The organism is Streptomyces sp. NPDC033216, assembly GCF_055577115.1.
In genome coordinates, this window is record NZ_JBVIQK010000003.1 from 217,303 (window position 1) to 231,689 (window position 14,387).

General features: G+C 71.2%; 8 protein-coding genes. 2 read left to right on the forward strand and 6 right to left on the reverse strand.

The window, feature by feature from the left end; genetic code table 11:
- Window positions 1-613 precede the first annotated feature (613 nt).
- The 3 genes from ACZ5Y0_RS07645 to ACZ5Y0_RS07655 form a co-directional block, all read right to left on the reverse strand.
- Window positions 614-1,678, reverse strand: a complete 1,065-nt coding sequence (locus ACZ5Y0_RS07645) for a DNA polymerase III subunit beta family protein (RefSeq protein ID WP_469127699.1) — start codon at window positions 1,676-1,678, stop codon at window positions 614-616.
- A gap of 710 nt (window positions 1,679-2,388) precedes the next feature.
- Window positions 2,389-3,066 (reverse strand): response regulator, encoded by a 678-nt coding sequence (locus tag ACZ5Y0_RS07650; RefSeq protein WP_469127700.1) that lies wholly within the window; start codon window positions 3,064-3,066, stop codon window positions 2,389-2,391.
- On the reverse strand, window positions 3,053-4,345 hold the full coding sequence (locus ACZ5Y0_RS07655) for a sensor histidine kinase (protein ID WP_469127701.1): 1,293 nt from the start codon (window positions 4,343-4,345) through the stop codon (window positions 3,053-3,055). Before ACZ5Y0_RS07655 ends, ACZ5Y0_RS07650 begins: the two co-directional genes overlap by 14 nt.
- A gap of 270 nt (window positions 4,346-4,615) precedes the next feature.
- Between ACZ5Y0_RS07655 and ACZ5Y0_RS07660 the strand changes: the two genes are divergently transcribed.
- Together ACZ5Y0_RS07660 and ACZ5Y0_RS07665 are read left to right on the forward strand one after the other, a co-directional pair.
- Window positions 4,616-5,395 carry an ABC transporter ATP-binding protein gene (locus ACZ5Y0_RS07660; RefSeq protein ID WP_469127702.1) on the forward strand — a complete coding sequence of 260 codons (780 nt, stop codon included), beginning with the start codon at window positions 4,616-4,618 and terminating at the stop codon, window positions 5,393-5,395.
- Window positions 5,395-7,965, forward strand: coding sequence for an FtsX-like permease family protein (locus ACZ5Y0_RS07665; RefSeq protein ID WP_469127703.1), 2,571 nt, complete (start codon window positions 5,395-5,397; stop codon window positions 7,963-7,965). Before ACZ5Y0_RS07660 ends, ACZ5Y0_RS07665 begins: the two co-directional genes overlap by 1 nt.
- A 557-nt stretch (window positions 7,966-8,522) precedes the next feature.
- Here ACZ5Y0_RS07665 and ACZ5Y0_RS07670 read toward each other — a convergent pair.
- The 3 genes from ACZ5Y0_RS07670 to ACZ5Y0_RS07680 form a co-directional block, all read right to left on the reverse strand.
- Complete coding sequence (locus ACZ5Y0_RS07670) at window positions 8,523-9,836, reverse strand: RICIN domain-containing protein (RefSeq protein WP_469127704.1); 1,314 nt, start codon at window positions 9,834-9,836, stop codon at window positions 8,523-8,525.
- Between the two features lie 342 nt (window positions 9,837-10,178).
- A complete protein-coding gene (locus tag ACZ5Y0_RS07675) occupies window positions 10,179-12,110 on the reverse strand; it encodes a glycosyl hydrolase 53 family protein (protein WP_469127705.1) in 1,932 nt (643 codons plus the stop codon).
- Window positions 12,111-12,200: 90 nt separating this feature from the next.
- On the reverse strand, window positions 12,201-14,384 hold the full coding sequence (locus ACZ5Y0_RS07680; RefSeq protein ID WP_469127706.1) for a family 43 glycosylhydrolase: 2,184 nt from the start codon (window positions 14,382-14,384) through the stop codon (window positions 12,201-12,203).
- Window positions 14,385-14,387 lie beyond the last annotated feature (3 nt).

Consider the following 14,387-nt stretch of genomic DNA (forward strand, 5'->3'; position numbering starts at 1 on the left):
CTGGCGGCGCGGGGCCGCCCGACGGTGCCCGGCGAGTCGGGGTGCCCGGTCGCTCGGCGGGGCCGGGCCGCTCAACCGCGCGGGACCGTCTCATGCGGCGCTTCTCCGGGTGACTCTGCCTCGCCGCGCCGGACGGCTCGGCCCGCGCCCGGACACCGAGTCCGCGCCGGACCCCTCGGCCGCGCCGGACGGTCATGCCCGGGCCGTTGGCGGCGACGACCGGACGATGCTCGCCCACTCGGCCCGCTCGAGGTGCTGCCCGAGCCCGATCCACCCCACGAGAGCGGCGGGGGAAGGGGTGACGTCCATGAACAGACCGCAGGCCCGGGCCGACACCCGGCGCACGGTGAACAGGTCAGTCGAGCGCCCACTCATGGCCGCGGCCATGAGTGGGCTCCATCGCCCGGTCCCCGCCGCCTCCGCCCGGCCCGGAGTCGTCCACCGGCCCGGTCCGGGACGCCGGACCCGTCGCCCGCCGCTTCGCCTGGTGGCGCGACGACCCCCATCCGGCGACCCGGCCCGCGATCGAACGCCTGGCGGCGTTGTACCAGGGGACGGCTGAGGCACGTGCCGGGGTGCGTTCACGCAGCATGCCGCGGAGCACGGCGGCGAGTCATTCCTCCAGGCGGACCGGCATCAGGATCGAGAACGTCTCCTCGTCGTCGGGGCGGCGGATCGCGATCGGCGCGGTGGGGGCGTCGACTTCCAGGACCAGTTCGTCACGGGCCCCGGCCGTCAGCGCTTCCAGCAGGAATTGACGGTCGACGGCGATCCGGTCCGGGCCCTCTTCGCCCTCCGCACAGACGGTGACCGTGCCGTCGTCCGTCACCCTGAGGACGCTGAGGTCCCGGCCGCCGGCCTCCGCGGTGCGGAGGGGCCCGTTCTCCAAGGCGTTCCGCAAAGCCGCCACGTTCACGAGGGCGCGGCGGCCGCCGGGCAGCGGGAGGAGACGACGATAATCGGGAAAGTCGTGGTCGAGGCACTGGCCGGCCACCTGCCGGTCCCCGGCCTCCAGTGTGACGCGGTCACCGTCGACGGAGAGCCGCACGGGGTCCTCGCCGTCCAGTAGCGCCCGCATCGCGTCGATGACCGGCGTGGGCACGATGGCCTGCACGGCACTCGCGTGGTCCCCGGTGAAGCCGACCTGGGCCACGGCCATGCGATACCGGTCGGTCGCCACGGCGTGGAGCCGTGCGCCCTCGATGTCGAACAGGACGCCGCCGAGCATCGGCAGCTCCGGATCGGTGCTCGCCGCGAAGCGGACGGCGGCCAGGGTGGCTGCCAGTCGAGGCGCGGCGACGGACAGCCGGATGGTGGCGCGGAGCGAGGTCATGGGGTTCTCCCTGTCGTCGAGTTGTGCTCGGAGTGCGGAGAACTCGCCGCGGGCGTCTGACAGTCCCTGTTCGAGGCGGCGCAGATGCGACTCGAGGAGCTTTCGGACGAGGCCGGTGTCCGCACCGGACCAGCCGGCCAGCACCAGCCGGATGTCCGCCAACGGCATCCCGGCCCGCCGCAGGCGGACCAGCAGCCGCGCCTCGTCCAGCTGCTCGGGTTCGTACCAGCGGTAGCCGCTCACCGGGTCCACCCAGGCCGGCACCAGCACACCCGCACGGTCGTAGAACCTCAGGGCACTCACGCCCAGCCCGCTGTCCCGGGCCACCTCGCCGATACTGCGCATCTCGCTCTCCACAACCGGGACTCTCGCCCCTCGACCATGTCGAGGGTCAACCGGGCCGGACCACCACCCGACGAACGCCTCACCGCTTTCCACCACCGGCAGCACGCGGAGCGTGGAGACGCTGCGACGGACGGGGAAGCGGTGTTCGGCCAACTCGTGGCTGAAGGTGCGTCCGGCGTCTTCGAGCTCGGTCAGGCGCTCCGGCACGACGGTGCCCCCTCCGCGAAGCCGAGCCGCGCAGGCCGGCGCGGCGCCCCGCGCGTGACGGGCGAGGTGCCTGATGTGAGCACGCGAACGCGGCGCCGCCGGCACCGGAGCCCTCACCGCGCATGTCGGGCGGCGGTCGGCATCCGGTCCGTCCGCGCCCGGGCGGACCGGGCGGGCCGCAGAGGGGCCGCGGCGGGGACGAAGAAGTCGAAGGCCCGCGTGAACCGTTCGGCAGGACGAGGAGTTCGGCATCGCCCCGGCCGTCCGGGTGCGGTCGGCGGACGTGACCGCCTCGTCGAGGAGCAGCGGCCGACCGGGCCTGTGGACACTGCGGTGACAGGCCTGGCACGTCCTCGGCGTCGGCCGGCGCCACACGGGCCGACGGGTCGGCCGTCCCGTGACGGCCCGCGAACGCCGGGCAACCGCCCCGACCGGTGCGCCGCCCGTGCCGACGGGCGGGCAGGGCGCCGGGCCCGCTGCGGGGCCCCGGCCCGGCCCGCGGTTCAGGGCCTCCCCGCCGCGCCCGGGGTCACGAGCCCGCAGTCGTAGGCAAGGATCACCGCCTGGATCCGGTCGCGCAGACCGTACTTGGCGAGGATGTGTGCCACATGCGTCTTGACGGTCGTCTCCCCGATGCCCAGGGCCTGGGCGATCTCCGCGTTCGACAGGCCCCGGCTCAGGGCACGCAGCACGTCGAGCTCCCGGGAGGTCAGGGCGTCCAGGCGCGCCGGCACCGCCGGCTCGGCTTCCGAAGACATCGCGGCGAACCGCGTCAGCAGCCGTTGGGTGACCCGGGGGGCGAGCACGGCGTCGCCGGCCGCCACCGTACGGATGGCGCCCACCAGCGAATCGGCCGGGCCGTCCTTGACCAGGAAACCGCTCGCGCCCGCCCGCAGCGCGTCCACGACGTGCGCGTCGAGATCGAACGTGGTCAGGACGATGACCCGGCTGGGCGACCCCGACTCCGACAGCAGCCGTGTGGCCTCCACACCGTCCATGTGCGGCATCCGGATGTCCATGAGCACGATGTCGGGGGTCAGCCGACGGGCTTCCTCGACGGCGCCGTGGCCGTCGGACGCCTCGCCGAGGACGGTGATGTCGGGCTCCGCTTCGAGGATGAGCCGGAACCCCGTCCGGATCATGGGCTGGTCGTCGACCAGCAGAACGCTAATGGGCTGCATACCGTGGGTTTCCCTCGTGCTGTGCGGTGGTGTCGCCCGGCTCGGGCAGGGGCAGGGGCAGCGTGGCGTGCACGCAGTAGCCGCCCCCCGGCCGCGCGCCCGTGTACAGGGTGCCGCCGACCGCGGAGACGCGCTCACGCATCCCCAGCAGGCCGTGACCGGCGCCGGCCGGCACCGTCGGCGGCCGGTGCGGACGGGCGTCGTCGCGGGGGCCGTCGTCGCAGACCCGCACGACGAGCCGGCCACCGCTCCCGTCCCAGTCGAGACTCACACCCGTGCGGGTGGGGCCGGCGTGCTTGAGGGTGTTGGTCAGTGCCTCCTGGACCACGCGGTACACCGTGAGGTGCGCGCCCGCCGGCAGGACGACCGGAGTCCCGGTGGTGCGGTGGTCGACGTCCAGGCCGGTGGCACGGACCGAGTCGATCAGCTCGGGAAGGGCGTCGACGGTCGGCTGGGGCGGTTGGCGCGTGGGGTCGTCGTCGGCGTCCTCGTCGGTGCGCAGCACACTCAGCAGCCGGCGCAGCTCGGTGACGGTGTCCCGCCCCGTCTGTTCGATCGTCGCGTGCAGTTCGTGGGCCTTCTCGGGGGAGCGGTCCTGGACCCGGTCGGCCGCGATGGTCTGGACGACCATCAGGCTGACGTTGTGCGCCACGATGTCGTGCATCTCCCTGGCGATGCGGGCCCGCTCCGCCATCACGGCCGCACGTGCGTTGGCCGTCTGTTCCCGTTCCAGGGCGGCGGCGCGTTCCACCGCCTCGTTGCGCATCGCCGTCCGGGCCCGCACCAGAAGGCCCAGCGCCCATGCCGTCAACAGGAGCAGGGCGTCCACCAGGAAGGTGGCGATGCGGTCCCCGGCGGAGGCGAGCAGCGCTTCGACGAACGCGTGCACCGGAATGAGCAGGGCCGTCGCCGTCGTGACCCGCGGCTCGCACCGTACGGAGGTGAGGAAGACGGCCGTGGCCACGCCGAGGTAGGCCGGGCCGATCGAGGTGCCGTCGGGGCCGGAGAGGTCGGGAATGTACGACAGGCCCTGGAGGGTGCTGGTGGTGGCCGCCACGATCAGCGGACTCGCCCACGGGATGCGGTGGTGCAGGGCGATGGGCAGGGCGGAGAGCAGGATGAGCGCGAACCACCAGGCGTCCGGGCCGCGCAGCTCCGGCCCGTCCGCGGGAATCACGCCGGGCAGGGCCAGACAGCCCGCCGCCACCAGTGCCGCCAGACTCGTGTCGGCCAGGGCGGCAGGTATGCGACGCCCTGCGAACGAGTCCATCAGTTTCATGCCCCAACCGTAGACGGCCCCTCGTCGGCCGCGGCTCTGCCTCGAGGCGGATGTGCCCGGGCAGACCTCCTCCCCGCCACCTCCTCCGCAAGGAGGAGACCCGCGCGCGGGGGTGCCGCGGCACGACCGCTCCCGCTCGTCCGCACGCAGGACCCCCGTGCCCGCCTCGCCCGGGTGGAGGAGCGCGGACTTCACCGCGGGGAAGGAGGCCGCGGGCCGACACCTCGGCTGAAGTGGAGTTCTCACACCCCATCCCGCTGCGAGGACTCCATGGTCAGGCTGCACAGCCGCGACGAGCCGACCGCCGTTCCGGTCACCACCGGAAGCGCCGTACGACTGACGCAGGTCACCAAGTACTACGGGAGCGCGGCCTCCGGCGTGGCGGCCCTGGACCAGGTCAGCGCCGGCATCATGCCCGGTACCTTCACGTCCGTCATGGGGCCCTCCGGTTCCGGCAAGAGCACGTTCCTGCACTGCGCCGCCGGTCTCGACCGGCCCACGTCCGGCACGGTGCAACTGGGCGGGCAGGACCTGGCCGGGCTCGACGAGACGCAGTTGACGGAACTGCGCCGGACCCGCGTCGGATTCGTCTTCCAGGCGTTCAACCTGCTGCCGTCCCTCACCGCGGCCGAGAACATCACCCTCCCCCTCCGGCTGGCGGGGACGCGCGCGGACGACGGCTGGGTGCGTGACGTCACCGAGCGAGTGGGGCTGTCGGGGTTGCTGAAGCGCAGGCCCGCGGAGCTGTCGGGAGGGCAGCAGCAGCGCGTGGCCATCGCACGGGCCCTGGTCACCCGGCCGGAGGTGCTGTTCGCGGACGAGCCGACCGGGGCCCTGGACCCCGACACCGCCCTGGAGATCCTGTCGCTCCTGCGCCAGACGGTCACCGACCTGCACCAGACGGTCGTGATGGTCAGCCACGATCCCGTGGCGGCGGAGCACAGCGACCACGTGCTGTTCCTGCGGGACGGACGCATCGTGCGGCATCTGGACAGGCCGACCGCCGAGCAGGTCAGGCACATCATGTCCGGACTGCGGAGGACCTCGTGATGCTGCGGCTGGGACTGTCGACCCTGCGGGCACGTCGGGGAGCCTTCGTCGCCACCTTCCTCGCCCTGTTCCTGGGCGCCACGGTGATCAGTGCCTGCGGCGTGCTCCTGGAATCCGGACTCCGCTCCACCCTGCCGCCCGAACGGTACGAGAAGGCCGCGGTGATCGTCTCCGGCGAACAGAAGGTCACATTCGACGTGAGGTCCGCCGACGGATCGGCCTACGAGAGCGGGCAGCCGCTGTCCGAGCGAGCCCTGCTCCCCCGATCGACAGCGGAACGGATAGCCGCCGTCGACGGGGTCGGGTCCGTGGTCGCGGACCGCGGGGCCACGGTCCGCGTGCTCGCCGACGGACACGCCGTCACGGGCCGCAACGGCGGCTCCCCCCAGGCGCACACCTGGGAGAGCCTCGCACTGGGCGGCTTCCGCCTCACCGAGGGACGCGCGCCGCGAGGCAGCCGGGAGGTCGTCCTGGACACCGACCTCGCCGCCAGAGCCGGCGTCCGGCCCGGGGGCACCGTCAAACTCATGACCTCCTCCACCCCGCGTACGTACGGCGTCGTCGGGCTGGTCGCGCTCGACGACGGACGCACCCCCCGCCAGTCGGTGCTGTTCGTCACCGACGCCGCCATGGACCGCCTCGGCGGCGCCTCCGACGGCGTCCGCGCCTTCGGTGTCCTGACCTCGCCGGACGCCCCCACGGAGCAGGTGGCCTCGGCCATCGAGAAGGCTCTCGCCGCGCAGCCGGCCGTCGTCGAGACCGGTGCGGGGCGCGGCAGGGCGGAGTTCGACGACATCGCCGTCGGCGCCGCCAACCTCGTCGAACTCGCCACCGCGATCGGCGGCAACGTACTGCTCGTGGCGGTCTTCGTCCTGTACGCCACCATCTCGCTGGCCATCCTGCACCGGCGCCGGGAACTGGCGCTCCTGCGGGCCGTCGGCACCACCCCGCGTCAGCTGCGCCGCATGGTCGTCGCCGAAACGGTCGTGGTCGCCCTGGCCGCGGGAGTCGCCGGCTGCCCGGCCGGCGCCGGAGCGGTCCACTGGCTCAGCGGCCAGTTCGCCGGGCACGGCATCGTCCCTCCCGACTTCCGGCCGACCCTGGGGCCGCTGCCGTTCCTCGCAGCGATCGCCGCGACCGTGCTGACCGCGCTGACAGCGGTGTTCTTCGCCTCCCGCCGCACCACCCGCATCCGTCCGACGGAAGCCCTCGGCGAGGCCGCGGCCGAGCCCACGCGCCTGGGACGCGGGCGCACCGTCACCGGCTGCGTGCTGCTGGCCCTGGCGGCCGCCGTCAGCGGCCTCGGTCTCGGCATGCGCACCGACTTCCTCACCCTCGTCGGGCTGGCCAACTCCCTGGTCCTCGTGCTCGTGATCGCGGTGGCGGTACTCGGCCCGGCCCTCACCCGCGCGGCGATCCGGATCCTGGCCCCAGCCCTGCGCGGGACCGGCGTCACCGGTTGGCTGGCCACGGCGAACGCGCGCAGTCAGGCCACCCGCACCGCGGGGGCCGTCACCCCTCTCGTGCTGGTCGTCGCCTTCGCGGCCACGGTGGTCTTCACCCAGACCACGCAGCTGAAGGAGTCCGCCGACCAGATCCACGCCGGCACCGTCGCCGACCACGTCCTGACCGCGCCGTCCGGCGTTGCACCCGAAGTGGCCCGGCGGGCCGGCGACTTGCCGGGGGTGCGCGCGGCCACCGGAATCGTGCGCTCCAAGGTGGTGGGAGTGGGCTCCCTGCTCGGAGAGGAGCAGGCGGTCTCGCTGAGCGCCCAGGGCGTCCAACCGCGAGCCGCGGCCGCCACCATGGACCTGGGCGTGACGCGGGGGGACCTGGCACAGCTGTCCTCCGGCACGGTGGCCGTCAGCACGACCACCGCCTCCTGGCTGGGCATCGGCGTCGGAGACCGGGCACGGCTGCGTCTCGGGGACGGTACGGCCTTCACCGGCCGGGTGATCGCCGTCTACGAGCGGGGATTCGGGTTCGCGGACATCACGTTCGACCACGACCTGCTGCTGGCGCACACCACCGACCGCCTCGACCAGTCCGTGCTGGTCCGGTCGGAGTCCGCAGGGCCGGACCCGGCCGGAGCGCTCTCGGCGCTCGCCGCCGACTATCCCGGCACGTCACTGAACGACGGGCTGGCGACCGACGCGCAGGTGGCCGAGCAGCGCGCGACGGCCTGGGTCAACTATCTCGTCGTCGCCATGATCATCGCCTATACGGCGATCACGGTGGTCAACACCCAGGCCATGAACACCGCAACCAGGCGCCGTGAGTTCGCCCTGCTGCGGCTGAGCGGAACCACTCGTCGTCAGGTGATGGCCATGATGCGCCGCGAGAGCCTGACGGTGGCCGTGGTGGGAGTCCTGCTCGGAACCGCTCTGTCGGTCTTCCCCCTGGCGCTGGTCGCGACGGCCGTGAACGGGACGATGTGGCCGTCCGTCTCCGTGCCCGGATACCTGGCGATCGTCGGCCTGACGGCCGCGCTGGCCGCGGCCGGCGCGATGGTGCCCGCACGCCTGCTGCTGAGGGCCCGTCCGGTGGAGGCCGTCGGGATGAAGGAGTGACGGCGGATCCTGCGACCACCCCTCCCCGCCCGGCCGTCGGGGAGACCTCGGTGCGCGGGGAGACCTCGGTCCTCGGCGGCGGACGGCTGCTCGGTGCTCCGGCGTACGAGGATCGGCGGCGCCCGCTCACCGAGTTCCGGTGGCGTCACCCACGACGGGATCGGCGGTCACGACCGAAGCTGACAACTCGCTGATCATCACCTGTTCGTAGCGTTGCTGACCCGCACCGACGCGCGGAGGGTTCGCTGTGTGGACACGTGAGGCGTGGCTGTCGTCCTCTCTCGCTGACGTCGACCAGTCGCACCTTGTCGACCTGTAGAGGGGCGTGTGGCGGCGTGAGTGTCGGGGGTGCGCCGGTGATGCGGAGGGCACGCTGGGGCATGACGAGAACCCTGGGGATCTTCGCCGTGCAGTTGTCCACGAGGTGGCGCCGACCTGCGGGGTGATGCAGATGCATCCGTGACTGACGAGCGCGGATGGGTCTTTCCCAGGAGCGCGCGAAGGATTGTCGGCGCGCTGTCGGGGCGCCGCCCGAGCGGTGCCCCGACAGGTCCCGGTCAGACGCGGCGGCGGGTGAAGCGCTGGTTGGGGTTGCCGCTGTAGGTGTACTGGGAGATGCGGGCGCCGTCGGCGGTGGAGTACTCCCAGACATCCAAGGCCAGGCCGGACTCCCGGTTGACGAGGCTGATCACGCCTCCACCGTGGTCGACCACGTGCCACTGCTGGCTGATGGCGCTGGCTTCGGCCTGCTGGACGATATCCGCGCCGGTCGCGGTGCCCGTGGGCTGGAGGAACAGGCCACTGTGCAGCGCCTTGACGCGGACGTGGCCGTCGCCGGCGTCGACGAACTCGAATCGCTGGTTGGGGCGACTGCTGGCGGTTCGCTGGACGAGTTGTGCGCCGGCGGCGGTGGAGGCACCGTTGATCTCGGCGGCCTTGCCGCTGTGCTGGGCCAGCAGGGTGTAGAGGCCCGGGCCGCCGGGGGAGTCGCCCAGCTGGGCTTCCCACCTGGTGTTGGACCCGGACGCGTCGGCCGGGAGCCGGTCCCGTGCGGCGGTGTCGCCGTACATGCTCCAGCGGGCCCAGTCGACGACGGTCCTGGGAAAGCGCTGGTCGCTCCAGAAGCTGGTGTGGCTGCCGCCGACGAAGGTGAGGAACGCCTTGGGCCAGGTGATCTCCGAGTACGCCTGCCGGGCCGAGGAGTACTGCGTGGTCGAGTCCCGGTCGCCGTGGACGAACAGGACCTTGGCCGAGACCGAGCCGGACGGGTTGCCCATGTCCACGCAGGACTGGGGGTTGGCGGAGATGATCCGGCTGTCGGGCCAGGAGGTCAGCAGACCGTGGGTGACCATGCCGCCCAGGGAGTGGCCCGAGACGCCGACGCCGATCCCGGTGTTGATGTGCCCGGCCAGCGGTCCGCTCGCGTTGAGCGCGAGGGTGTTGGTGAGGATCTGCGAGACGTCCTTGGAGGTGTTGCCGTTGTTGACGTCGGTGAAGTTGTGGTTGAAGTGCGGGGCGGGGACGATGAAGCCCGCCGAGGCCAGGGCCCGGATGATGAACAGGGAGTTCTGCGGGCTGCTTCCGTAGCCGTGGGTGAAGTTGTGGACGGGGAAGACACCGCCGGCGACCGGCGCGTCCGTCACCGGGCCGCCGCCGGCGGTGCCGGTGGCCGGGTAGTAGACGTACGTGGTGCACGGGCGGCTGCCGCGGGTCCAGTTGTACCGGCGCACGCCGACCGCGAACGGCGTGGTCGGCGCGGTGTCCAGTGGCCCGGCGGCGGCCGGTGCCTGCCCTGCCCCTAGCAGGGACAGGCCCACGCCCGTCGCTCCGGCCGCGCTCATGCTGAGGAAGGTCCGTCGTCGCAGGGTCATGGTGACTCCTTGGGTGCGGGGATGGGTGGAGGAGTTGGCGTTCGGCTGGGCCCGTTGCCGGGTGCGTCCCGTCGGCGACAGAGGCCAACAGGGCGACGGGGAGCACGGCACAACAGCGGGTGCGGGTGCCTGCCGGCCGCGCTGGGTGGCAGGAGCGGCGTGCGGTTGGTCGGGCGCACCGGATGTGGGTGTGTGTGGTCGTTCCGGTCGAATACGGCCCAGTCACCCAGGCCTGCCGCAGTTGTTGCTGTCGGCCACCGAGTGAGCGGAGCACTGCTGTGAAGCGGTGATGATGTCGCCGGTGCCGTCGTGGCCGCGGCGGTGAGACGTCGATGAAGCAGGCTACGAGGTGGTCACGTCGTGTTCGCCGTGGCCGGGCATGACGTCGATGACCGCCGTGACCGGTCCTGAGCCGGTCGTCCCGGTGACTGTCACCTCACCCGGCCTGTCGGTCGCGCCAGGTGGCAACGGCTGCCAGCGGACGGGGACAGTGGTGATCTTGTCGTTGGCGGTGGTGAGCATGCGGATGGAGGAGGGCAGCTTCGGGGCGGTCCCCACCATGGTGGCGGTGTAGATGGTGTCCTGGAGGATGTGCTTGGCGCGGCTGGCGTTGAAGACGTTGACGGACGCGTTCGGCTCCCATGTGTTGGCCAGTCCGGGCACGGCCCGGAACATGGGCTGGTAGCCGGCCGGCTCCCACACCAGCACCCCTGAACCTCGGTTGTCGACGACGTCGTTGGCGGCCTGGAACACCCTCCGGATCGCGTCCGCCTGCCCCTGAATGGTTCGCGGGTACGGCGAGTTGGGCAACGGCGAGCCGTCGCCGCCCGAGGCGGGGTAGGCGGTTTCGGCGATGTCGATTTCGTAGTCGGGAAACGTGGTGGCCATGGTGTTCAGGTTGCGGTCCAGCGCCTCGGGGGCACCGTGCCACTCAGGGTAGTAAGAAATGGCCAGCACATCGGGGTTCTGGCCCTTCGCCTTCACCCGGTCGAGGAACTGGTGCCAGAACTCCATGGTTTTGGCGAGCTTGTCCTTGTCGACGACCACGTGTATCTCGACCTTGGATGTCGGTGACGCGTCGCGGACGGCCTTGATCCCGGCTGCGGCCAGGGTGGTGAACCGGTCCCACGACTGGTCGTAGAGCTGCCGCTCCACGGGGTCGGTCGATCGCCAGTACTTCCACAGCAGGCCACCGCCGGGCTTGGACTGGTAGATGTCGGCCTGGTCGACGAAATACGGCGGATTCGTCGTGCCGATGTGGGCCGCCTCGCTGCCGTACAGGAAGCCATTGATGATCTCGTTGCCGACGGCCACCTTCTGCGGCGTGGTGCCCTGCTGGATCAGCCGCTTCAGGTAGTCGGCGGTGAAGTCGTACACGGCCTGGGACAGGTCCGCGAACTCCAGTTCGGCCCAGGCGCGTGGTTTCGGTTGCTTGCTCGGGTCCGCCCATGAGTCCGCGTAGTGGAAGTCGATACCCAGGCCCATGGCCCGCTGCTTGATCCACTTGGCTGAGGCCAGTGAGCGCTCCGGGCCCTGGCGCGGTACCGGCGTCGGTTGACCGGTGCTCTCGCTGCGCGGCTCGTTGAATATCCGCAGCCGGGTGTACTGCATGCCACGATCCTTGGCCACGTCGAGCAGGCGTGGCCCGGCGCCGCGGTCGTCGGCGAGGGGGTCGACCCAGTATTGCTGGTCCTGGACGTCGTCCATCCAGGACAGATCGGCGCCGAGGGTGAGGTCGTCGCGTAGGTAGTTGAAGACCTGAAGCTCGCTGACACCGGCCTGGGCACGGTCCGGCCCACCGGTGAAGGTCAGCCGGACGAAGCGCGTTCCCGGCCGGGTGAACAGGTGCACTTCCCCTCGCGACACGGCTCGGTTGTGGAACCTGTCGGCGATCGCCTTCCACCGGCGACCGTCGGATGAGGCCTCGACGACGTACCGGTGGGCCACGCCACGGTCCGGGAGAAGCACCTTGAGCTTGCGCAGGTTGTCGTAGGTTCCACCGAGGTCGACGGTGAGCCACTGCCGGGCGCCGACACTATCGGGTTGCCAGGACGTTGTCGGGTCGCCGTCGATGGCCAGACGGGCGCTGGACGAGCCGGAGGCGGCCGTCACCGAGGCCCAGGGCTTGGCAGCGATATTGCTCTCGATCGGCTTGATGTCCGCGGTTCCGACGGTCGCGTGGGCCGGCGCGGGCACCATGAGTAGGTTCGCGGACACCATGGTGACCAACGTCGTCGTGACCGCGACGACGCGGGGCAGACGCGTTCTGCTCATGTCTTTCTCCTGACGATGTCACGTACGGGCGGCACGGGCTGTTCCGTGCGCTCTGCCGGTCGCAAAGACCGGCGGAGCACGGGATGTCAGTCAGCCGACATCGAGGTAGTCGACGTTGGGCAGTCCGGTTGCCGTGGTCGGATCCAGCCGGACGGTGTTGCTGCCGGCGTTCAGCGGGACTGTCACGCTCTTGGTCGTCCACGTCGTCCACGCACTGGTGGACTCGAACGAAAGCGCCTCTGCCGGGGCTCCGTTGACGACGAGGTTCGCGGGCCTCGCCCCGGTGGTGGCGCCATTGGCGAACCGGATCCCCAACGTCGCCGCACGGGCGGTCGCGGAGTTCACGGTGAACTCCGCGAAGGCTCCCACAGCGCTGTCGCCGTTGCAGAATCCGGTGCCGGAGTAGCCGGCTTGATTCGAGTCGATCGTGCCCCGGCACCGCGCCGGAGCGGTCTCTGCCTCGTAACGCCCCGGAGGCGCTGGTGTGCCGGCAGAGGTCTTGACGAGCGAGAGCTGGTCGACGGTGACGCCGCCCGAACCCGACGCCCGCACGGTGACGGTGGCGGCCCCGCCGGGCAGCGCTATGCCGGTGAGCTCGCGCTTGGCCCAGCCGCTCGACGACGGGACGCCGAGGGTGCGTTGGCTGCCGTCGGCGCCGCTGATCAGGACCTGTCCGGCGCTACCCCGAGCGTGCAGGGACAGGGTGTAGGTGCCTTCGGGCACCGACTCGACCCGCTGCTCGACGCCGCCGGTGCTGCTCACCTGGAGGGCGAAGCGAGACCCGTTCACACCACCGTTGACGTTGGTCACCGAACCGCCGATGTTCCGCCATCCCGTCACGCTGGAGACGATCACGCGGTCGGCCTGGATGTCGGGGTTGAGGATGTAGTTGTTCGCCGGCCCGACGCGCCACTCCCCGGTCGTGGCGTTGAACTGCCACTGGCTCACCGAGTGGAACTGTGGCCTCGCGCCGGTCTCGGTCACCGGCATCCACTGGTTGTACCCGAGGCCGTTCCAGGCGAAGTCGGCCCAGCGGTCGCCGGCGAAGATCACCGTGTTCTGCCTGGTGCCCTTGACCGTCACGAAGAACCCGGTCTGGGTCACGTGGCTGTAGTCCGTCTCGGTGCCGGCAAGCGTGTACTCGCTGGTGTAGGCACCCTGGATGTTGCTGGTGGTCGACTCAAGGACATGCGTGACCGAAGAGTTCCAGCCGTGCAGGTCCGACGCCGCGTGATAGTACTTGCCGTCGAGCTTGAACATGGCGTTGCCCTCGCGGCCGGAGGAGTTGCTGCCGATCTGCACCGCGGGCTCCACCCGCAGCGAGTCGGACTCCCTGAGCTTGCCGACGAAGGCGCGGGAGCGTCCTTCGCGGTTGGAGAAGATCAGGTAGTCCTTGCCGTTGTCGTCGGTGAAGACGGTCTGGTCCCCGGTGCCGGTCGTGGGCGAGTTGGTGATCTGGGTCTGGAAGTAGCCGTAGTCGAAGGAGTCGGTGGGTGAGTCGCCCTCCAGGAACAGGACCCCGTGCCCGCCCCCGACGTAGGCCTGGGTGGCGAGTACGTACTTGCCGGTGTTCTCGTTGTACGAGACGCCGAGCCGCCCGACCCACCCCGCCTGGCCGAGGGTGGCGCCGTTGTCGATCTCGGTCGAGCGCGTCGCGACCCGGTTCTCGAACTTCCAGTTCACCAGGTCCTTGGACGAGTACACGGGGATCGAGACGAAGCTGACGTTCCCGTCGTACTTCTTCGTCGGATTGGCCCGGTAGAGCTCGGCGCCGGTGTAGTGCACGCCGTACCAGTAGTAGGTGTCGCCGAACTTGAAGACACCACCGCCCTGCGAATAGATGGGGTTGCCGCTGGTGTCGTTCCAGAAGGTGTTGTTTGCGATGGTCTGGAACGTGCCCTCGTCGGCGGCCTTCAGATCGGCGGCGGCGGTCATCAGTGCCGTCTTCGCGCCGGCGACGTCTGACGTGGCGGCCGAGGAGTCGTCGGCGACATCGGCCGCGGCGGTCAACGCCTTGGCGAAGGGCTTCCAGGAGTCAGCCGTGTACTTGGTCGGAGTGCGCGTCTGGTAGTCGGACACCAGGTGTTCGAGGCCGCGATCCACCACCGGTCCAGCGGCGGCCCCCTGGTCCTGGAGCTTCGTTGCCTGTGTCTGCGTTGCAGGTGTCTCCGCCGCGGCGGTGCTCGCCGGGAGCGGCGCCGCCGACGCCACGGACAACAGGGTGCCGGCGGACAACTTCCAGTACGTCGAGACGACACGCGATCTTTGCCTCAAGAG